Origin of the sequence: Delftia sp. WSY_16 (assembly GCF_043104415.1) — a bacterium.
Lineage (GTDB): Bacteria > Pseudomonadota > Gammaproteobacteria > Burkholderiales > Burkholderiaceae_C > Comamonas > Comamonas tsuruhatensis.
Genome location: NZ_JBICKS010000040.1, coordinates 741,431 through 759,935 on the forward strand (window position 1 = coordinate 741,431; position 18,505 = coordinate 759,935).

At 66.6% G+C, this 18,505-nt stretch carries 21 protein-coding genes; 10 read left to right on the forward strand and 11 right to left on the reverse strand.

From position 1 onward, the window contains the following. Window positions 1-85: 85 nt before the first annotated feature. From ACF8O7_RS23025 to ACF8O7_RS23040, 4 genes are all read right to left on the reverse strand, one after another. Entirely contained in the window at window positions 86-289 is a 204-nt protein-coding gene (locus tag ACF8O7_RS23025; protein ID WP_126311427.1) for a DUF2783 domain-containing protein, read from the reverse strand. Then, entirely contained in the window at window positions 286-2,022 is a 1,737-nt protein-coding gene (locus ACF8O7_RS23030) for an FAD-dependent monooxygenase (protein WP_126311428.1), read from the reverse strand. The genes ACF8O7_RS23025 and ACF8O7_RS23030 overlap by 4 nt, the downstream gene beginning before the upstream one ends. Before the next feature lie 108 nt (window positions 2,023-2,130). Further along, a complete protein-coding gene (locus ACF8O7_RS23035) occupies window positions 2,131-2,997 on the reverse strand; it encodes a helix-turn-helix transcriptional regulator (RefSeq protein WP_016451682.1) in 867 nt (288 codons plus the stop codon). A gap of 181 nt (window positions 2,998-3,178) precedes the next feature. Continuing rightward, window positions 3,179-3,349 (reverse strand): hypothetical protein, encoded by a 171-nt coding sequence (locus ACF8O7_RS23040; RefSeq protein WP_016447134.1) that lies wholly within the window; start codon window positions 3,347-3,349, stop codon window positions 3,179-3,181. A 196-nt stretch (window positions 3,350-3,545) separates the two neighbouring features. Between ACF8O7_RS23040 and ACF8O7_RS23045 the strand changes: the two genes are divergently transcribed. Then, entirely contained in the window at window positions 3,546-4,145 is a 600-nt protein-coding gene (locus ACF8O7_RS23045) for a YigZ family protein (RefSeq protein ID WP_126311429.1), read from the forward strand. A 21-nt stretch (window positions 4,146-4,166) separates the two neighbouring features. Here the strand turns inward: ACF8O7_RS23045 and ACF8O7_RS23050 are convergent, their stop codons facing one another. Next, window positions 4,167-5,345, reverse strand: a complete 1,179-nt coding sequence (locus ACF8O7_RS23050) for a M20 aminoacylase family protein (RefSeq protein ID WP_126311430.1) — start codon at window positions 5,343-5,345, stop codon at window positions 4,167-4,169. A 10-nt stretch (window positions 5,346-5,355) separates the two neighbouring features. Then, entirely contained in the window at window positions 5,356-6,339 is a 984-nt protein-coding gene (locus ACF8O7_RS23055) for a tripartite tricarboxylate transporter substrate binding protein (RefSeq protein ID WP_392444381.1), read from the reverse strand. 134 nt (window positions 6,340-6,473) lie between these two features. Here ACF8O7_RS23055 and ACF8O7_RS23060 point away from each other — a divergent pair, with 134 nt between their 5' ends. Beyond that, window positions 6,474-7,376: a LysR family transcriptional regulator gene (locus ACF8O7_RS23060; RefSeq protein WP_209802579.1), complete on the forward strand. Its 903-nt coding sequence runs from the start codon at window positions 6,474-6,476 to the stop codon at window positions 7,374-7,376. Window positions 7,377-7,511: 135 nt separating this feature from the next. On the opposite strand, the gene ACF8O7_RS23065 is transcribed toward ACF8O7_RS23060, so the two are convergent. Both ACF8O7_RS23065 and ACF8O7_RS23070 read right to left on the reverse strand, forming a co-directional pair. Next, the gene (locus ACF8O7_RS23065; protein WP_392444383.1) at window positions 7,512-7,709 is read right to left on the reverse strand and encodes a hypothetical protein; all 198 of its coding nucleotides are present in this window, start codon (window positions 7,707-7,709) and stop codon (window positions 7,512-7,514) included. A gap of 38 nt (window positions 7,710-7,747) precedes the next feature. Further along, window positions 7,748-8,962: an HAF repeat-containing protein gene (locus tag ACF8O7_RS23070; protein WP_280047666.1), complete on the reverse strand. Its 1,215-nt coding sequence runs from the start codon at window positions 8,960-8,962 to the stop codon at window positions 7,748-7,750. 294 nt (window positions 8,963-9,256) lie between these two features. On the opposite strand from ACF8O7_RS23070, the gene ACF8O7_RS23075 reads away from it, so the two are divergent. Both ACF8O7_RS23075 and ACF8O7_RS23080 read left to right on the forward strand, forming a co-directional pair. Then, on the forward strand, window positions 9,257-9,751 hold the full coding sequence (locus ACF8O7_RS23075; RefSeq protein WP_126311434.1) for a hypothetical protein: 495 nt from the start codon (window positions 9,257-9,259) through the stop codon (window positions 9,749-9,751). A gap of 224 nt (window positions 9,752-9,975) precedes the next feature. Beyond that, entirely contained in the window at window positions 9,976-11,400 is a 1,425-nt protein-coding gene (locus ACF8O7_RS23080) for a dihydrolipoyl dehydrogenase (protein ID WP_126311435.1), read from the forward strand. Between the two features lie 28 nt (window positions 11,401-11,428). Here ACF8O7_RS23080 and ACF8O7_RS23085 read toward each other — a convergent pair whose 3' ends face one another. After that, window positions 11,429-13,249: an ABC transporter ATP-binding protein/permease gene (locus ACF8O7_RS23085; RefSeq protein ID WP_126311436.1), complete on the reverse strand. Its 1,821-nt coding sequence runs from the start codon at window positions 13,247-13,249 to the stop codon at window positions 11,429-11,431. Window positions 13,250-13,533: 284 nt separating this feature from the next. Between ACF8O7_RS23085 and ACF8O7_RS23090 the strand changes: the two genes are divergently transcribed. Together ACF8O7_RS23090 and ACF8O7_RS23095 are read left to right on the forward strand one after the other, a co-directional pair. Next, window positions 13,534-14,145: a chromate transporter gene (locus ACF8O7_RS23090; protein ID WP_126311437.1), complete on the forward strand. Its 612-nt coding sequence runs from the start codon at window positions 13,534-13,536 to the stop codon at window positions 14,143-14,145. Then, window positions 14,142-14,750 (forward strand): chromate transporter, encoded by a 609-nt coding sequence (locus ACF8O7_RS23095; protein ID WP_017403920.1) that lies wholly within the window; start codon window positions 14,142-14,144, stop codon window positions 14,748-14,750. Before ACF8O7_RS23090 ends, ACF8O7_RS23095 begins: the two co-directional genes overlap by 4 nt. Window positions 14,751-14,861: 111 nt before the next feature. Here ACF8O7_RS23095 and ACF8O7_RS23100 read toward each other — a convergent pair whose 3' ends face one another. Next, window positions 14,862-15,641 (reverse strand): NAD-dependent deacylase, encoded by a 780-nt coding sequence (locus ACF8O7_RS23100; protein WP_026062008.1) that lies wholly within the window; start codon window positions 15,639-15,641, stop codon window positions 14,862-14,864. Between the two features lie 57 nt (window positions 15,642-15,698). Beyond that, window positions 15,699-16,337 carry a TetR/AcrR family transcriptional regulator gene (locus ACF8O7_RS23105; protein ID WP_016447146.1) on the reverse strand — a complete coding sequence of 213 codons (639 nt, stop codon included), beginning with the start codon at window positions 16,335-16,337 and terminating at the stop codon, window positions 15,699-15,701. A gap of 222 nt (window positions 16,338-16,559) precedes the next feature. On the opposite strand from ACF8O7_RS23105, the gene ACF8O7_RS23110 reads away from it, so the two are divergent. From ACF8O7_RS23110 to ACF8O7_RS23125, 4 genes are all read left to right on the forward strand, one after another. Then, window positions 16,560-17,063 carry a VOC family protein gene (locus ACF8O7_RS23110; RefSeq protein WP_016447147.1) on the forward strand — a complete coding sequence of 168 codons (504 nt, stop codon included), beginning with the start codon at window positions 16,560-16,562 and terminating at the stop codon, window positions 17,061-17,063. Window positions 17,064-17,144: 81 nt separating this feature from the next. Further along, on the forward strand, window positions 17,145-17,567 hold the full coding sequence (locus ACF8O7_RS23115; protein WP_034365141.1) for a VOC family protein: 423 nt from the start codon (window positions 17,145-17,147) through the stop codon (window positions 17,565-17,567). A gap of 47 nt (window positions 17,568-17,614) precedes the next feature. Further along, on the forward strand, window positions 17,615-17,998 hold the full coding sequence (locus ACF8O7_RS23120; protein WP_046988004.1) for a VOC family protein: 384 nt from the start codon (window positions 17,615-17,617) through the stop codon (window positions 17,996-17,998). 8 nt (window positions 17,999-18,006) lie between these two features. Beyond that, window positions 18,007-18,483, forward strand: coding sequence for an SRPBCC family protein (locus tag ACF8O7_RS23125; protein WP_017403914.1), 477 nt, complete (start codon window positions 18,007-18,009; stop codon window positions 18,481-18,483). Window positions 18,484-18,505 lie beyond the last annotated feature (22 nt).

The following is an 18,505-nucleotide window of genomic DNA, read 5'->3' on the forward strand; positions in this document are numbered from 1 at the left end:
GGCCGATGTTAGCCAGTGCCGGCCATGCCACGGCCCGTCGGCACCCCGACAGCGATAGCGGTTTTCCCTGGAGCGCGACTACGCACTAGAGATCCTGCTGCGCCGCCTGCACCAGCTCCGAGAACACGGACGCGCTGCCCAGCCGTTTGGCCGCCAGCAGCGCCAGCTTGACCAGGAACAGCTCGGACCGCTGCGGGCCCGCCGTGTCGATGGCTGTGGCCAGCTGGTCGTAGACAGTTTCCAGGCCGGCGATATCGAGGGTGTGGGGTGATGTCTGTTCTTGGCTCATGCCGGAACTCCTTGCGTGCAGGTGGCGTTGTCGATGGCCGATTGCAGGCGCCGGGCATCCAGCGCCAGCCAGCGCGCGCAGACATGCTGATCGGGCCGCAGCAGATAGGCGGCGCCGGGCGGGTGCCCTGCCGGCACGCCATGGCGTGCACGGCAGCGGCCATCTGCATCGGCCAGGGTCAGATCGGCACCCTGGACTGGCTGCGCGGCCGCCTGGCTGGAGATGGCCACGATGCGCAGGCCCACGCCACGGCCGCGCACCATCCTGGCAACTTCGCACCACTGGGCAGGCACGGGCGTGCCATCGGTGAAATACAGCAGGTCGAATCCACCGCCCAGGTGGTCCAGCAAATAGTCATCGGTCCCCAGGCGCAGGTTCAGCGGCGGTGCGCCATGGCCAGGGCCGGCTTCAAACAGGTGGTTGTCGTCATCCGCGCTGTTGAGCGGCGAGTGCGCGTATTCGTGCGGCCGGGAGGTGCGCCAGTGGTACAGCGGCCGCACGAATTCCTGGGTGAGCGACAGCGACAGCACGGCATCGCGCAGCAGCCGGAAGCCGCGCGAGGGCGGCGCCATGAAGCGCGTGCTCTTGCCGGCCTCTTCGACAATCTCGCGCGCCGCGCCCACGCGCTCGCCGCTGTAGCTGTCCAGCAGCCTCACCGGCGCCACGCCGCGCGCCACCAGGGCCAGCCGCCAGGCCAGGGCCTGGGCATCCTGAAAACCCGTGTTGGCACCGCGCACGCCGAAGATGGGCAGCATGTGGGCCGCATCGCCCGCGAAGATCACGCGGCCGTGCACATAGTCCGGCAAGGTCAGCGCGCGGGCGGAGTAGACCGAACTCCAGTCCATTTCCCAGGGCGTGCCGCCGAAGCCGATCATCTCCAGCTGCGCGTCGATGCGCGCCTTGAGCGATTCGGGCTGCAGCGCCTGCTGCGCGTCCTCGCCCGCAGGCAGTTGGTAGTCCACGCGCCAGATGCCATGCGGCTCGCGGTGCATGAGGATGGTGTTGCCGGGGTTCCAGACCGGGTCGAAGAAGGCCAGGCGCTCCGTGGGCAGTGGCAGGTCGATGCGGATGTCGGCGATCACGAAGCGGCCCTCGTACGACGCCCCCTCCATCACCAGGCCCATGGCCGTGCGTATGCCGGAGCGGGCGCCATCGGCGGCGACCAGCCAGTCGGCCTCCATCGCATACGGGCCTTGCGGCGTGTCCACTTCCAGCCGCGCCTTTGCGGCGGCGTCGCTGCCGACCTGCTCCACCCGGTCCACGCGGTTGCCCCAGCGCAGTTCGATCAGCGGATGGGCCAGCACCGCATCGACCAGGTATTCCTCCAGGTACTGCTGCTGCAGATTGGTCATGGGATGGAAGCGATCGTCATCGCTGTGCGGCGCCTCCATGCGGAACACGCGCTGCCCCCGGTAGAACGAGTTGCCACAGCGCCAGGGCAAGGCGTTCGCCATGACCCGCTCGGCCACGCCCACCTGCTGCAGGATCTCCATGGAGCGGCGCGTGAAGACGATGGCGCGGCTGCCTTCGGACACCTGCAGTTCGGACTCCAGCAGCACGCAGCGCTGGCCGTGGCGCGCCAGCTCCAGCGCCGTGGTCAGCCCCACAGGGCCCGTGCCGACGATGACGACAGGATGGCGCTGCACCCCTGGATGCTGCGAAGGCAGCCAGGGCTGGTGCACCCGGTACCGGTAGTAGATGGAATGCCGCGGCTGGGCATGGGGCTGGTGCATGGATGTCTCCGTCTTGCGTCTTGCGTCTTTGTGAGGCCGCAGTGTAGGCAGCCCCCGCTCCGGCAATGTCCCCGGATGGGGACAGACAGGACCCTCCAGCCCCCAGGCTCAGGACAGCGCCTCGGGCTCCATCAGCAAGGCAAACAGCTCGCGCTGCCCCTGCACGCCCAGCTTGCCGCAGACGCGCTTGAGATAGGTCCGGGCACTGGCCACCGTGATGCCCAGGCGCTGCGCCAGCCGCTCGGTGTCCAGCCCCTCGACCACGCAGCGCACCACGTCCATATCGCGTTGCGTGAGATGCGCAAAGCGCCGCGCCAGGCGCGCCAGCACCAGGCCCGCCAGATCGTCCTGCAGGGCCTGGCCCGCGTAATGCAGGCGCATGGCCTGCATGACCAGCGGAGCAAAGGCCTCGATGCGTGCAATGGACTGCGGGTCAAAGCCGCCGTGCTCCTCACCCCGGTACAGATTCACCGCCAGCCAGCGTGCGCCGGTCTGCAGGGTCAGCAGCGAAAGCCGCTCCACCAGGCGGGGCAGGTCATAGCAGACACGGCGGTACTCGGGATGGCTCACGTCCGAAGGCTTCTGGCGATGGAGCCAGACGCGCGCTGGCGCCTGGGGATTGCGCTGCTGCCGCGCCAGCTCGGCCTGCATCACGCGCTGCGCGCCGTCCAGTGGATAGAAGCGCTCGCTGTAATCCTGGGAAATCAAAGGCAGTGCGCCTGTGCGTGCCCGGTCCCCGAACCCCACGATGCGCGGCCGAGATCGCCCCTGGAACGAAAAGATCGTGCACTGCGCCAACGGCACATGCCGGCCCAGCAGGTGCAGCAGCTGCCCGGCCACCTCGTCGCTGCTGCCGCTGGAACGGCCCACCTGCTCCAGCAGCGCCGTCACATCGCCCAGCGGCACAGGCAGGCTGGCATCGCTGGCGCAGGCAGGTGCCAGCAGCCAATGGCTGCGGACGGTGTCATTGCTCATGGGTGCGGGAACAGGCTGTGGCAGGAATGCAAAAAGGCCGGTGCATTGCGCAGCCGGCCTGGGTGAAGATGTTGGAATGATAAATCCAGCGCAGCGAGGCCATTGCCTGCTGCGTTCCTGTCGGCGGTCGTTGGAGCCGCTCAGCCTGGCCGGATGGCCCTTGGCTGCACGGCTGCAGCCATCACCATTCGCCTACGTTGCGAATGCGCTGGTCCAGGTCCAGAGGAAGGCCGCCACCGGCGGCTTCATGGTCCTGGCCTGCCTGCTCCAACGCCATGGGCGGAGGACTGAAATGATCGCGGCCAAAGGTGTGTTCGGTGAGAACGGGATCGCGGGAAGGTGGGGTGTTCATGGTTGCGCCTCCTTGACAGAAAGCTTACTGCGAATCTTTCACGATTTCTGTAGGACAAACCTGGATGCAACCCTCTGAAGCTGAAATGACACAAGGTACGCATGCTCACAAATGTGTAGCGCTTCGTAATAAAGGCGTAATGAATCCATGCGCCAAACACCGAGCCAGGGGCAATCGGGTAAGCTTGCCGCCCTCCATGCCACAGACACTCCGCGCGCCTGCGCACAGCGAACTCCTCATCAAGAAAAGCCGTTTCATCGGCTGCGTGCAGCCCATGGCCGACCGCGCCAGCGCCCAGGCGGTGGTCGATGCGCTATGGCGCGAGCACCCCGGCGCCGCCCATGTCTGCTGGGCGCTGCTGGCAGGCGGCCAGTCGGCAGCCGTCGATGACGGCGAGCCCAGCGGCACGGCAGGCCGCCCCATGCTGGACGTGCTGCGCCACCAGGACCTGGAAGGCGTGCTGGCCACCGTGGTGCGCTACTTCGGCGGCGTCAAGCTGGGCGCCGGCGGCCTGGTCCGTGCCTACACCGATGCCGTGGCCCAGGCCTTGCTGACCGCCGAAAAGGTGACGCTGCAGCGCATGCAATTGCTGCGCTGCAGTGTCCCTTATGCGCTCGAAGGCCTGGTGCGGCGCGAGATCGAGGCGGCAGGCGCCGAATTGCTCCAGGTCGAGCATGGATCGCTGGTGCAGTTCGATCTGCGCCTGCCGCAGTCGCAGGCTGAAGGCTTTGTGAGCCGCCTCAACGAGAGCGGTCAAGGACGCGTGGGCTGGCTGGAAGTCCACCCCGGCGAATGAGATGCGCCGGGCTCAAGCAGTTCAACCGGCCACCAGAAACCGCTGCGCCAGCAGCACCCAATAGGCGGCTCCCACGGCGATGTTGTCGTCGTTGAAGTCATAGCCCGGGTTGTGCACCATGCAGGCGCCCTGCTCGCTTGCATGGCCATTGCCGATCAGCAGGTAGCTGCCGGGCACGCGTTGCAGCATGAAGGCAAAGTCCTCGCTGCCAGGCAAGGGTGGCGCCTGCAGCGTGACATGTTCCGGGCCCAGCAGCTCCAGCGCGATCTGGCGCGCGAAGTCCGTCTCCTTGGGCGTGTTGACCAGCACGGCATAGCCGGGTCGCCAGTCGAGTTGCGCCTGCACGCCGAAGCTCTCGGCCTGCGCACTCACCAGATCGCGAATGCGCTGCTCCAGCAGCCTGCGCACATCGGCATCCAGCGCACGCACGCTCAACTCCAGCACCGCGCTGTGGGCGATCACGTTGTTGGCCTTGCCCGCATGGATGGCGCCCACGGTCACCACCGCCATCTGCAGCGGATCGATGTTGCGCGAGACGATGGTCTGCAAGGCCATGACGATGCTGGCGGCCGCAACGATGGGGTCGGCCGCGCGGTGCGGCATGGCACCATGCCCGCCCACCCCGGTGAGCGTGAGCGTGGCGTAGTCGGAGGACGCCATGGCTGCGCCCTCGCGCAAGGCCAGCCTTCCCTGGGGCAGGCCCGGCATGTTGTGCATGGCAAAGATGGCGTCGCAGGGATGTCGCTCGAAGAGGCCGTCTTCCATCATGCGCAAGGCCCCGCCGCCGCCCTCCTCCGCAGGCTGAAAGATCAGCGTGAGCGTTCCGTCGAAGCCGCCGTGCTCGGCCAGATGCCGGGCCGCTGCCAGCAGCATGGCGGTATGGCCGTCATGGCCGCAGGCATGCATGACGCCGGCATGCGTGCTGGCATGGGCGAATTCATTGGCCTCGGCGATGGGCAGCGCGTCCATGTCGGCGCGCAGACCCAGACGCCGGCTGCCGCTGCCGCGCACCAGCCGCCCCACCACGCCCGTGCCGCCCAGGCCGCGTTCCACCTCGTAGCCCCATTGCTCCAGTTGCTGCGCGACAAGGGCGCTGGTGCGGTGTTCCTCGAAGCCGAGCTCGGGGTGCCTGTGGATGTCGCGGCGCAGCTCGACGAAGGCTGCGGCCGAGCCGCGCAAAGTGTCCAGAAGGGTGTTCATGTGCGGCGTCTCACTGGGGTTGCAGGCGGATGGAGCGGGCAATGCTGCGGTAGCGGGCCGTCTCGGCCTCATAGAACTGCGCCGCTTCGGCCAGCGACATGGGCGCCGCGGCCAGTTGGGTCTGCAGGGCCAGTTGCTCGCGCACGCCCGGGTCCTTGAGCATGGCGCCTATCGCCTGGTGCAGCCTTTGCACCACCTCCTGCGGCGTGTCCTTGCGCACCAGGAAGCTGGTCCAAGTCTTGTAGGCGAAGTTTTTCAGCTCCCGGCCCTCACGCACCGTGGGCACATTCTTGAGCAGCTCCGATCGCTGCTCCCCCAGCTGGCCCAGGATCTTGAGCCGGCCCTGCTCGGCCAGCGCGCCCATGGCAGCGCTGTAGACGAGCACAGCGAAATCGACCTGCCCGCTGCCTATGTCCTGCAGCAGCGGCGCATTGCCCTTGTAGGGCGCATGCATGAGTTGTATGCCGGCGTCCTGCTGCACCTTCTCCAGGATCAGGTGGTAGAGCGAGCCAATGCCGACACTGCCGTACGACAGCGGCCGGCTGGCGCTTTTGCGGGCCAGCGCGATCAGCTCATCCACGTTGCCGGCCTCCAGGTCCTTGCGAGCGACGAAGACCATCACGGCCTCGGCCACGGGATGGACCAGGCGGAAATCCTCGGCCTTGAGCCGCACGGCGGCATTGGCCAGCGGCGACAGGATCACCTCGTTGGGCGAGCCCTGGAAGACGTAGTGCCCGTCAGGCGGAGCGGCCAGCACTTTCTGCGCGGCCATGGCGCCGCTCACGCCGCCCAGGTTCTCCACGATGACCTGCTGGCCCAGTGCCTTGGACAGCGGCAAGCTGAAGATGCGGGCAATGGCATCCGAAGGGCCGCCGGCCGGATAGGGAACCATCAGGCTCACGGGCCTGGAGGACGGGCTCTGCGCACAGGCCAGGCCCGCGCTCAGCAACAGGCCGGCGCCCGTCAGCCAAACGCGCTGGAACAAAAATCTCATCATGTCTCCTTGGTGGATGGCTCCGGCTCGGTCGGCCGGATACGCGGCATCCTAGGAGCCGGGTCATCGAACGTCCAATGCATTGTTGGCTGCATTAGCATGAGTTTCATGCAGACTTCAGGGCGCGAAAAATCATGACGCTGGTGCAGCTCAGGCATCTCATATCGGTGGCGCAGACCGGCTCCTTCAGCCGCTCGGCCGAGGCCATGCATCTGACACAGCCGGCCCTCAGCCGCAGCGTGCGCGCGCTGGAGCAGGAGCTGGGCATACCCTTGTTCGACCGCATCGGCCGCCACAGCGAACTCACAGCCTTCGGCCGCGAGATGCTGGGACGGGCACGCGCCCTGGTGGCTGAAGCCGACGAGCTGCGTGACAGGGGGCGCCAATTGCGCGAGGGTGCGGCCGGCACCGTGCGTGTGGGCCTGGGATCGGGCCCCGGCGCAATATTGATGACGCCGTTCCTGCAGCACATGACCGTGCACCATCCCGGCGTGCGAACCGAGGTGGCGCGCGGCAGCACCGATCTGCTGGTGCACTCGCTACGCGAGCGCCTGCTCGACGCCCTGGTCGTGGACCTGCGCGCGCTGCGGCCCGCACCCGACCTTGCGCTGGACGTCGTGCACGAAATGCGCGCCGCCTTCATGTGCCGCACCGACCATCCACTGGCCCGCCTGCAGCGGGATCTGCGCTTCGAGGATGTGCAGCGCTACCCCGTCGCCTCCACACCATTGAGCGACCAGGTGGCCTGGCTGCTGGTGGAGACCTATGGCGCCACGGCCCACCCGGCGCGGTTCGTCACACTGCAGTGCGAGGAGTTGCCCAGCCTTGTGGACGTTGCGCGCAACAGCGACACCGTGCTGCTGGCCGTGCGCGCCGTCGCCCCGGACCTGGCCGAATTGCCCATGGACCCGCCCATGCGCAGCACCGCCCGCTTCGGGCTGGTCACGCTGCGTCAGCGCAGCGAGGCGCCGACGCTGGCAATCCTGCGAGGCCTGATGGTCGATTTGATGTGCGATGGCCCTCCAGCCGTCGCATAGGCAAGGCCTCTGCCCTGCCCGGCCAGGCTGAGGCCTCTGCAAGGGCCGACAAGGACCACAGGTAGCGCTTCAGCGGCAGTCTTGGGTCGGCCACCAGGGATATGCGAAATCGGCTTGAAACGAAGGCAGTTGTGCTCAAAACAGAAAATGATCATCGATCAGTTTTTGCTGGACATCTTTACCCATTCCAACCAATGAAGAATATCCACCAAAAGAGTAAATTGGATTTTCCAATGACCACATCCCTATACTATTTGCTTGGACTCCACATGACCAAAAAGCCGCAATGGCAACTGACACTGCCGCTGTAAATCCTGCATATCGCTTTTTCATAAAATCACCTTTTTTGGATTTGAAATGATTTCAGGCTTTCATGGCGCACACAGGTTCTGTATGAAAGCGTGCGTCGCAAGCTGCGTGACTTCGCTTTTGCCTGTCATATAGCAGCCATCCTGGCTCAGTGCCGAGGCCGCACTGTTCTCGCCGCCTGCGAGGGTTCCCTGGTCCACCGTGCCGCCCGTCGGCGTCCAAGTGATAGCGTGGTAACTTCCATCGCCAAGCTCGCTGCGACCCGCCACCGTTCCGTTGTCACCGATATCCACCACACGTGCATTCATGCCGCCAGGCAGCGGAGGAATATCGCGGATGACACCGGTCTGGCTGTTCCAGTAATAGGGCATGCTGCGCCCGTCTGCCAACTGGTAGTGCCCAATCACCTCGCCGAGGATGTTGAGATCGACGCCGCTGTTTCGCGCGGGCGGGGACGATATGGACAGCACCTGCGGACTGGAGGACGAGTTGAGCCAGACGACGGTGCGTCCACCTTGGGCACCAAAATCGCAGTAGCCCATGATGCGGGTATTGACGACGGTCTTTGCGCGGCAGAAGACGGCATTGAGAGGCAGGTTCAGGGCCGTGGCCATATAGCCGCCCAGGACTGCGGCAGACCAATAGACAGGACGCGGATGCCCGCTGTTGTCGGGACAGTTGCCCACGATGCCCGGCATGTTGCCGCCCACCACGAAATTGTCCACATCGGACGGCACGCAGTTGGTGCTGTTCAGGCCCAGCAGGCCCGCCGGCAGCGCGCGTGCCGTGGTTTCATTGTTGCGCCACATGACAGGGCGGGCCGTGTTGCTGCCGCTCAGGCTGACGCCTGCCACATAGCCGCCCTGGTTGAATGCCGTGGGCATGCTGCGCACATCGAGCGTCAGCGGCTGCAGTGTCTGCACCGTGGCCGGCGTGGCCGCATTCCAGAACACCCCCACGGACACCGAATTGCCGTCCAGGCAGCTGCCCACCACCTGGCCGCTGTTGGTGATGGCCGCCGCGTTGCAGTTGCGCCCCGGCGACAGGCGTGCAAGGTCTGCCGCACTGCCCGGCGCCAGCGACACGAAGCCTGCGGACGAGCCGTCGCTCTCTGCACAGGCGCCCACGACATGGCCGCTGTTGTTGATGTCCAGGCCCACGCATTGCGGACCTGCCGATGTGCCCACGTCCTGCATGGGCAGGGCCTGCGCGGCCGGCAGTGCCAGCAACGCTAGGCACGCAACGGAAAAATTCAAATGCTTTGGCTGAAGGCGCATGAAGGGTTCTCCTGAAAAAGCAAAGAAGTCGTTCATGGAAATCGGGCGCCGAACAGGAAATCCGCATGGGCCTTGGCATATGCGCGCCGGTGCAGACGCTATTTCCGTGATCCGCATCCCGGCTCCACGATAGGCATCGCGGTATGGAGCCGTCCATCCGAGCAGCAATCAAAACAAAAAAAACAATCAACAAAATCAAAAGCTTGCAAAAGAATCCCCCATCAATAATTGTCTCATCGGCATCCGGGATTCAGGCCATGCCACAGCGCAGCGCCATATGAATGGGGGCTTTCCATGGCAATCACACACTGCCTGAGATCCGACAGCGCATGGCCGAATGGCGCAATTCGCCGCCGCTGGAGTCCCGCAGAACTGCTTGCACTCGAACGCTGGGCCGGCGTCCTGCCCGTGCAGGTGATCTGCCGCCGGCTGAACCGCAGCGAGCGCTCCGTTCGCTGCCAGATGCACAGGCGCGGCCTGAGCATCCGGGTCCGCGAGGGCGTCGGGCTGCGGCAGGTCTGCGAGGACCTGCAGCTGTCCGCACGGTCGGTGAAGGCCTTCATCCTCGATGGCCGCCTGCGCCTGCACAGCGCACAGGTGCACGGCGGGGTGATGGCGCAGCTTCATTGGTCCCTGCGCCGCTGGCTGCAGACGGCACAAAGCCGCTTGTGCCGTGTCAGCCATTTGAGGGTTACCGAGACATCCCTCAGGCGCTTTGCGCGGGAAGCTGATTTCGGCGCATCAGGCAGCCGCACGGACGCGGCATGGCAACACTGGGCATCCGGCTAGCCCCTGCGCGGCACGGGCCGGGCCTGAATGTCCAGCAGCGGTTTCGGCCCTTCGCCTACGACTGCCGCGAGCGCCAGCATGCAGACTGGCACGCATGTCCCATGGCAGGCGATGCAGTCATCTCGACCATCTGTCGGCACTTCAGTCGGCACACCTTTCGGCACATCCACCGGCAGCGGAGACCTCCACGGGACCTGGTGCCACAGTCAAAGGAATCAGACAGCATGAAAAACCCACCCACCACCGCCCTCGACGTGATCATCGTCGGTGCCGGCTCGGCCGGACTGTCGGCGCTGCGCGAGGTGCGTAAGCACACGGAGCATTTCGCCATCGTCAACGACGGGCCCTGGGGAACGACCTGTGCGCGGGTGGGATGCATGCCGTCCAAGTTGCTGATCGAGGCGGCCAACGCCTTCCATGCACGCCATCACTTCGATGCCTTCGGCATACGCGGCGCGAGCGGGCTGCAGCTGGACCTGCCCGCCGTTTTGCGCCGCGTGCGCAAGCTGCGCGACGAGTTCGTGGCAAGCACGATCAAGGCCACGGAGGGCCTGGGCTGGCGGGCCATCGACGGGCGTGCCAGGCTGCTGGCGGCCAATCGGATCGAGGTCAATGGCAAGGTGCTGGCTGCGCGCAAGCTCATCCTCGCTCCAGGCTCCAGCCCCGTGGTGCCGGAGGAATGGAAGCGCTTTGGCAAGCGCATCCTGACCACCGACACCTTGTTCGAACGCAAGACGCTGGGCCCGCGCGTGGCCGTCGTCGGCCTGGGCCCGCTGGGCGTGGAGATTGCACAGGCGCTGGCACGGCTGGGACTGGAGGTCACCGCACTGGGACGCGGCCCGAAGCTTGCCGGCCTGTCCGACCCGAATGTCACCGACGCATTGCGGCATCTGCTTGAGAAAGAGATGACGGTGATCACCGACCATGAAGTGCAGTTGAGCAAGGGCCCGGACAGCAGCATCGTCGTGCGTGCAGGCGACACCCGCATCGTCGTGGACCATGTGGTGGCCGCCATGGGCCGGCGCCCGCAGCTCGAAGGCCTGGGCCTTGAGACGCTGGGACTTGAGCTGGACGAACACGGCCAGCCGCCCGTAAGCCGCGAGACACTGCAGGTCGGCGAGCTGCCGCTGTTCCTCGCGGGCGATGCCAATGGCGACCGCCCCTTGCTGCATGAGGCCGTGGACGAAGGCCATATCGCCGGCACCAACGCCATGGCAGAGAACGTGGCCTGCTTCGAGCGGCGCGCGCCGCTGTCCATCGTCTTCAGCTCGCCCAACGCGGCCGTCGTGGGCCAGCCCATGAAGGCGCTGCTGGGGCAGGACTTCGTGGTGGGCCGCGTGGATTTCGCGCACCAGGGGCGTGCGCGCGCTGCGCAGCACAACGCGGGCCTGCTTCACGTCTATGCGGACACGGCCAGCGGCCGGCTGCTGGGCGCGGAAATGTGCGCGCCGGCCGGCGAGCATCTGGCCCATCTGCTGGCCCTGGCCGTGCAGCAGCAACTGACCGTGCATGAGTTGCTGCGTGCGCCCTTCTACCACCCCGTGCTGGAAGAGGGCCTGCGCACCGCCCTGCGCGATGCGGCGCGCCAGCTGCCACAGCAGCCGCCCTCCGACCTGGGCAACTGCGATTCTTTGCCCATGGACGATTGATCGCGCGCGGCCCTGGGCCGCACGCGGATCAAGCCTGGGGCGCGCTCTGCGGTGCGCTTACTTCCGACAGCGTCCACCCGCCATTGCCATCGACCGCCAGCGCGTGGGTATGGAAACCCGCCAGCGTGCTGCGGTGGCCCACGCTCACCAGCATGGTCGAGCGCATCTGCTCGCGCAGCAGCGTGTACAGCGCATGCTCCAGGCCCTCGTCCATGGCCGAGGTGGATTCATCGAGAAAGACGATGGCGGGCCGGTTGAACAGCACGCGCGCAAAGGCCAGGCGCTGCTGCTCGCCAATCGACAGGATGCGGGACCAATCCTGGTTGACATCCAGCTTGTCGGCCAGATGGGCCAGGCTGACCTGGCGCAGCGCCTGTTGAAGGTGCTCGTCGTCCTGCGGTGAAGCATCCATCGGATAGGCAATGGCCGTACGCAGGTCCCCCAGCGGCAGATACGGGCGCTGCGACAGGAACAGCGCCTGGTGGCCGCCCGGGCGGCCCACCGTGCCCTGGGCATGCGGCCACAGGCCGGCAATGGACCGCAGCAAGGTGGTCTTGCCGCTGCCCGAAGGCCCCTTGATCAGCAGCGCCTGGCCGGGAATGAGCTTGAGTTGCAGGCCGCTGAGCAGGTGGTGGCCGTCCGGGCGGCTGACCTGCAGGTCCTCGATGTCCAGGGCGCCGGGCTGCTCTCTGTGGACGACCTGGGGCAGTTCGCGGGTCTGGGCATTGGCATCCAGAAAGCCGCACAGGCGATCAAGCGCAGCGCGGTACTGGGCGAAAGTGTCGTAGGAGGTGCGGAAAAATGACAGCGCATCCTGCACCTGCCCAAAGGCCTGCGAGGTCTGCATCACATCACCGAGCTTGATGGCACCGCTGAAAAAGCGCGGCGCCTGCAGCAGAAAGGGAAAGACCACGGCCACCTGGTTGACGGTGAGGTTGAAGCCGTCGAACTTCAGGCTGCGGTAGACCAGCGCCCAGACATTGGCGATCAACGCCGAAAAGCGCGTCAAAAGCGTGTTGCGCTCGATGGCCGCGCCCTGGTAGAAGGCGATGTTCTCCGCATATTCGCGCACGCGCACCAGGGCGTAGCGGAAGTTGGCGGTCAGCCTCTCGTTCAGGAAGTTCAGCCGGATCAGCGGCTGGCCCAGGCGAAAGGCGATCAGCGTGGCGACGATCACATAGAGGTAGACCGCGAACACCATGGCCCGCGGAACCTCCACGCCCGCCACCGCGATGGGCGCGGACAGCCCCCAGAGAATGCCCGTGAACGCCACCAGCGAGACCACCGCGCTGACGGCACCCAGCGCCAGGGTCAGCGAGTTCGAGACAAAGGTGTTCACATCCAGCTCGATGCGCTGGTCGGGGTTGTCCACCGGCTCGTCCAGGAAGTGGCTGCGATAGTAGGCATCGCCGCGCATCCAGTCGGTGGTCACGCGCTCGTTGAGCCAGACCCGCCAGCGGATGCGAAACGCCTGGTTCACATAGAAATTGAACAGCTCGCGCAGGATGTGGACCGTGGCCAGCACCGCAAAGATACCCAGGAAGCGCCAAAAGCCCTTCTGGTCCAGTTCCTGCAGCGCGCTGTAGAAGCCGTTGTACCAGTAGGAAAACAGCACGTTCATGCGCACCGAGACCAGGGCCAGCACCAGCAGCAGCGTGAACACCAGCAGCGGCCACCAGCTGTTTCTGGGGTGCAGGAACGGGCCGGCCAGCTGCCAGAACTGCCGACCCCAGCGGGTGAATCGAACCACCAGCAGCGCCACGGCCGCGAAAGCCACGACGGTGATCACTGAGGCCGCCGCCAGCCAGACCAGGCTTTCCTGCAGCGCCTTGCTCCAATCCATGTCCATGTCGGAGATCCTCGGGTTGTGTGGGTGGAGAGAATCTACTCCTGTTCAGACATGCCGGCGGGCAGGCCTGGGCGCATGCCGGCAGCAAGCCATCTGCGCTTGCAATGCCCCCATCGCCTTTGCCGATGGGGCCGCTGCCGACAAGGCCGCTGCGCAGGATTAACATTCCGTACGTGCCGCCCCGGCGGCACGCACGAAGACAGGACCGGCCCGCGCGGTTCCCCCACGACAACAGCGATGCCCTCCCGGGGCCCTGCCCGGGCGGCTCAGACACAAGCCAGAACATGCCCGCATCGCCGCCCCAGGCCCTCCCGCCACACGACCCCGCCGATGTGCCGGCCCGGCGTCCCGCCCCCGTCAATCTGCGCGATCTGTTCTGGTCCTTCACCTGGCTGGCCCTGCAGGGCTTTGGCGGTGTGCTGGCCGTGGTACAGCGCGAGCTGGTCGAGAAAAAGCGCTGGCTGACCAATGAAGAGTTTGTGGAGGACTGGGCCGTGGCCCAGATCATGCCCGGCCCCAATGTGGTCAACCTGTCCATCACCATTGGCGAGCGCTACTTCGGCTGGCGCGGTGCCGTGGTGGCCGTGTGCGGCATGCTGTGCTTTCCCATGCTGCTGGTGCTGACGCTGACCGTGATCTATTCCCAGCTGGCCGACCACCCCGCCGTGGCCGGCGCGCTGCGCGGCATGGGCGCCGTCGCAGCCGGCCTGGTGGCGGGCATGGGCCTGAAGCTGGCCAGCACGCTGAGCCGCCACCCGCTGGGGCGCTGGTGCAGCGCGGGCCTGGCGCTGGCCTCGTTCATTGCCATGGCGGTGATGCGCATTCCGCTGGCCTGGGTGCTGCTGGTGGTCGGCGGCGCGGGCTGCGTGCTGACCTGGAGAAAGCTCACGCCATGAATGCTGCCCACCAGATTGCACTGAGCCTGCAGCCCGCCGACTGGTTGCAGTTGCTGCTGTATTTCCTGACGCTGTCGCTGATGGCCGTGGGCGGGGCCATTGCCACGGCGCCCGACATGCACCGTTTTCTGGTCGATGGCCATGGCTGGCTCAGCGAGGCGCAGTTCAGCTCCTCCATCGCCATTGCCCAGGCGGCGCCCGGGCCCAATGTGCTGTTCATCGCCCTGCTGGGATGGAACCTGGGCCTGAACGCAGGCGGAGGCACGGGCCTGCTGGCCTGGGCCTTTGGAGCACTGGGCGTGACCATCTGCATGGTGGGCATCCTCTTGCCCAGTTCGCTGCTGGCCTGGCAGGCATCGCGCTGGGGCCAGCGCAACAGGAACCGGCGCGGCGTGCGGGCCTTCAAGCAGGGCATGGGCCCTCTGGTCATCGGCCTGCTGCTGGCCACGGGCTGGCTGCTGGGCACGGGCAGCGGCCGCCCCGCCCAGGATTGGCGCCTGTGGCTGCTGACCCTGGTCTGCGCCCTGCTGGTCTGGCGCACGCGCATTCACCTGCTGTGGCTGCTGGGCGCCGGCGCGGCGCTGGGAGCGCTGGGCTGGATCTGAGCGGATGCGCGAGAGGGAGGGGACTGCCCCGGTTGTGCGTCAAAAGGAGCCGCCATGGCGCAAGCCCCTTCCCTCCCCCTGGGCCGCGTCGGGCGGCCTGCCCCTCCGCCTTCAGTCGCCCAGCAGCAGCGGCAGCACCTGTGCCGACGGGCCGCGCAGGCATTGGTGGGCCGCGTCATCCAGCTCGGACGGTGCGGGATTGATCACGGCCACATGCGCGCCCGCCCTGCGTGCGATTCGCGCCAGCCCTGCAGCCGGGTACACGGCGCCCGATGTGCCCACCACCAGCAGCACATCGCAGTGCTGCACCGCCGCCTCGGCGGCCTGCCACACGCCCATGGGCAGGGACTCGCCGAACCAGACCACGCCCGGGCGCACCAGGTTGCCGCAGACGGCGCACTGCGGCGGCTCGCCCGGCTTCACCTGGGCCAGATCGCAGCATGCGCGCGGCCTTTCCAGCCAGCGGTCCCGCATCAGCTCACCATGCAGGCACAGCACGCCGGGGCTGCCTGCGCGCTGGTGCAGGCCATCGACGTTCTGCGTGACCAGCGTCATGCGGCCCGGGTGGCGCAAGGCCCATTGCGCCAGCGCATGGTGGCCGGCGTTGGGCTGCACCGCAGCCACGGCTTCGCGCCGGTGCGCATACCACTGCCAGACGCGCTGCGGATGCGCGCGAAAGCCTGCCTCGCTGGCCATGTCCTGCGGGTTGAACTGTGCCCAGTAGCTGTTCTTGTCGTCGCGAAAGGTGGGTACGCCGGATTCGGCGCTGACGCCTGCGCCCGTGAGCACCGCGATATGGGCTGCACGCGCGATGCGGTCGCGCAGCTCGCCCTGGCCGGCCAGTTCAGGCTCAGCGGGGGAAGGCGAGGAAAGGGAATGTTCGTCGGGCATCGGGGCGGCGATGGAAAAAAGGCAGGCCATTGTGAGGCAGTGTCGCCCCGCCACGCATCAAATGCCTTTTTCCACCATCTCCAGCAGGCGCAGCGCCAGCGCGCGCCGCTGCTCGGCGGTGGCGTGGCGCAGCGGCCCGTCTATCACCAGCAAGGCCATGCCGTGCACCGCGGACCAGGCCAGGAACTCGGCCTGGGGCCGGCGCTCGGCAGGCAGCACGCCGGCCTCGGCCATGCTGTCCAGCGCATAGCCCAGCAGCTCGAACGGGTTCAGTCCCATGGCCGCTGCACGCGTGGTGTCCGGCGGCAGGTCCACGTCGTACTCGACCGAAGCAAAGGCCGTGCGAAACCAGCCGGTCTCCGTCTGGGCAAAGCCCAGATAGCCGCGCCCCACGGCAGCCAGCAGCGCGCGTGAGCGCTGCAGCACATCGGGCAGGGTGCGCGCCTGGGCCATTTCGGCCTCGATGGCTGCGGCCAATGCGCCCAGGGCCGCGGCGCGCACGGCATCAAACAGCGCCTGGCGGTTGGCAAAGTGACGATAGGCTGCATTGGGCGCCACGCCCGCGCGGCGCGTGGCCTCGCGCAGCACGATTGCCTGGGGACCGCCTTCACGCGCCAGCGCCAGGCCAGCCTCGACCAGGGCCTGGCGCAGGTCGCCATGGTGATATGACTCACGCCTGACACGTCGCTGCGTCACTGTTTTGCTTCCTTTTTTCCGCGTGGCCACATCACCCGAGAGGGAAGACAGCCCTGCCCCGCCGATTTACAGCTTGACACCGAAGCTGACAGCGCATGATGTGGACAGCGTCCATTTTAGTCCCTAGCATATGTGAACGGCGTACACACGCCGGGCAGAAATCGATAAAAAGCCGGCATCGAACGGCATAAAACGGTTATCACCGTCACCAAGGAGACAAGCATGGCTTTGCACACCGGCCGCATACAGCCCTGCCTCTGGTTCGACAACCAGGGCGAGCAGGCGGCGCGCTTCTATACCGAAGTCTTTCCCGATTCCCGCATCACGGCCATTGCGCGCTACGGCGAAGCAGGCCACGACATCCACGGCAGGCCGGCGGGCAGCGTGATGACGGTGCAATTCGAGCTGGAAGGCCAGCCCTTTCTGGCGCTCAACGGCGGCCCTATGTTCCGCTTCAACGAGGCCGTCTCGCTGATGGTCAGTTGCGATACACAGGACGAGATAGACCACTACTGGGGCGCCCTGTCCGAGGGCGGCGACCCGGCGGCGCGTCAATGCGGCTGGCTCAAGGACCGCCATGGCCTGTCATGGCAAATCGTTCCGTCCCAGATGGCGAGCTGGATGGGAGGCCCCGACATGGCCGCCGCCCAGCGCGTGATGCAGGCCCTGCTGGGCATGCAAAAGCTGGACATCGCCGCTCTTGAGCGCGCGCATGACGGCGGCTGAAGCCTCCTGGTCCCCTCCTCCCGTCGTCCCGCCCTCCCGTTCCTCCACTCCCCTCGCCACCGTCCCTCCCAGGAGCGTTCCATGCAATTCATCCCCTATCTGAACTTCAACGGCAACTGCGCCGAGGCCTTCGCCTTCTACGCCAGGCTGTTCGGCGGCACCATCGTGCACCAGAGCACCTTTGGCGAGACGCCGGGCATGGAGCAGATGCCCGAGGCCGACAAGCGCCTGATCATGCATGCCCACCTGCAGATTAAGGACCAGGCGCTGATGGCCTCTGATGCCACCGACAACTGCGGTGGCGGCGGCTACCAGCAGGCCCAGGGCATGTGGATCTCGATCGGCGTGGACGACGCCACCGAAGGCGGCCGCATCTTCAACGCGCTGGCCGAAGGCGGCAAGGTGACCATGCCCTTCCAGGCCACGTTCTGGTCGCCGGGCTTTGGCATGGTGACGGACCGCTTCAACACACCCTGGATGGTCAACGTCAAGGGCGAGGCCTGAACAAGGCCGGCCGACACATTGCCTCTGTCACCCAAGAAGGAGTCCTCATGAACGCCAATCCCGTCGTCTGGTTCGAGATCCATGTGCAGGACATGGCGCGTGCGCGCCGGTTCTATGAAACCGTCTTCCAGGGCAAGCTGGAGCACCTGCCCGCGCCCGATGGCTCCGACAGCCAGGAGATGCTGTCCTTTCCGATGGACATGACAGGCCCCGGCGCGAGCGGAATGCTGGTGCGGATGGACGGCGCACCTTCCGGGGGCGGCGGCACGCTGGTCTATTTCGGCTGCGAGGACTGCGCCATAGAACAGGGCCGCGTCGAGGCCGCAGGCGGGCGCATCGAGCAGGCCAAATTCTCCATCGGCCCCCACGGCCACTGCGCCGTCGTGGTGGACACCGAGGGCAACCGCATCGGCCTGCACTCCATGCAATGAGGAGCACCATGACAGCACAAGACCTTCCCGAACACGCCAACGACCTGGTGCTCACGCGCCTGTTCGACATCCCCGCCGACAGGCTCTACCGCTGCTGGACCGAGCCGGCGCTGATCCAGCAATGGTTTGCACCCAGCCCCTGGAGCGTGGCCCGGGTGGACAACGACGTGCGGCCCGGCGGCCACAGCCTCATCGTCATGCGCAGCCCCGAAGGCCAGGAGATGCCCGGCAGCGGTGTCTACCTGGAAGTCATTCCCAACCGGCGCCTGGTCTTCACCGACGCCTTCACCCAAGGCTGGGTGCCAGCCGACAAGCCCTTCATGACGGGCATCGTCACCTTCGACCCCGAAGGCAGCCAGACCCGCTATACCGCCCGGGTGCGCCATTGGAATGCCGCCGACCGCGCCCAGCACGAGGCCATGGGCTTTCACAGCGGCTGGGGCCAGTGCGCAGACCAGTTGGCGGAACTCGCAGCCCGGCTCTGACGCCGGTTTTCACCAGGAGAGC

Excerpts from the sequence above, each read along its gene's own strand:
- ACF8O7_RS23095 (WP_017403920.1), top strand. The coding sequence starts at position 14,142 with ATGAATGCTGCCCACCAGATTGCACTGAGCCTGCAGCCCGCCGACTGG.
- ACF8O7_RS23120 (WP_046988004.1), top strand. The coding sequence starts at position 17,615 with ATGAACGCCAATCCCGTCGTCTGGTTCGAGATCCATGTGCAGGACATG.
- ACF8O7_RS23070 (WP_280047666.1), bottom strand. The coding sequence starts at position 8,962 with ATGCGCCTTCAGCCAAAGCATTTGAATTTTTCCGTTGCGTGCCTAGCG.
- ACF8O7_RS23060 (WP_209802579.1), top strand. The coding sequence starts at position 6,474 with ATGACGCTGGTGCAGCTCAGGCATCTCATATCGGTGGCGCAGACCGGC.
- ACF8O7_RS23125 (WP_017403914.1), top strand. The coding sequence starts at position 18,007 with ATGACAGCACAAGACCTTCCCGAACACGCCAACGACCTGGTGCTCACG.
- ACF8O7_RS23085 (WP_126311436.1), bottom strand. The coding sequence starts at position 13,249 with ATGGACATGGATTGGAGCAAGGCGCTGCAGGAAAGCCTGGTCTGGCTG.
- ACF8O7_RS23100 (WP_026062008.1), bottom strand. The coding sequence starts at position 15,641 with ATGCCCGACGAACATTCCCTTTCCTCGCCTTCCCCCGCTGAGCCTGAA.
- ACF8O7_RS23035 (WP_016451682.1), bottom strand. The coding sequence starts at position 2,997 with ATGAGCAATGACACCGTCCGCAGCCATTGGCTGCTGGCACCTGCCTGC.
- ACF8O7_RS23075 (WP_126311434.1), top strand. The coding sequence starts at position 9,257 with ATGGCAATCACACACTGCCTGAGATCCGACAGCGCATGGCCGAATGGC.
- ACF8O7_RS23045 (WP_126311429.1), top strand. The coding sequence starts at position 3,546 with ATGCCACAGACACTCCGCGCGCCTGCGCACAGCGAACTCCTCATCAAG.
- ACF8O7_RS23030 (WP_126311428.1), bottom strand. The coding sequence starts at position 2,022 with ATGCACCAGCCCCATGCCCAGCCGCGGCATTCCATCTACTACCGGTAC.
- ACF8O7_RS23025 (WP_126311427.1), bottom strand. The coding sequence starts at position 289 with ATGAGCCAAGAACAGACATCACCCCACACCCTCGATATCGCCGGCCTG.
- ACF8O7_RS23055 (WP_392444381.1), bottom strand. The coding sequence starts at position 6,339 with ATGAGATTTTTGTTCCAGCGCGTTTGGCTGACGGGCGCCGGCCTGTTG.
- ACF8O7_RS23040 (WP_016447134.1), bottom strand. The coding sequence starts at position 3,349 with ATGAACACCCCACCTTCCCGCGATCCCGTTCTCACCGAACACACCTTT.
- ACF8O7_RS23050 (WP_126311430.1), bottom strand. The coding sequence starts at position 5,345 with ATGAACACCCTTCTGGACACTTTGCGCGGCTCGGCCGCAGCCTTCGTC.
- ACF8O7_RS23110 (WP_016447147.1), top strand. The coding sequence starts at position 16,560 with ATGGCTTTGCACACCGGCCGCATACAGCCCTGCCTCTGGTTCGACAAC.
- ACF8O7_RS23065 (WP_392444383.1), bottom strand. The coding sequence starts at position 7,709 with ATGAAAAAGCGATATGCAGGATTTACAGCGGCAGTGTCAGTTGCCATT.
- ACF8O7_RS23090 (WP_126311437.1), top strand. The coding sequence starts at position 13,534 with ATGCCCGCATCGCCGCCCCAGGCCCTCCCGCCACACGACCCCGCCGAT.
- ACF8O7_RS23080 (WP_126311435.1), top strand. The coding sequence starts at position 9,976 with ATGAAAAACCCACCCACCACCGCCCTCGACGTGATCATCGTCGGTGCC.
- ACF8O7_RS23115 (WP_034365141.1), top strand. The coding sequence starts at position 17,145 with ATGCAATTCATCCCCTATCTGAACTTCAACGGCAACTGCGCCGAGGCC.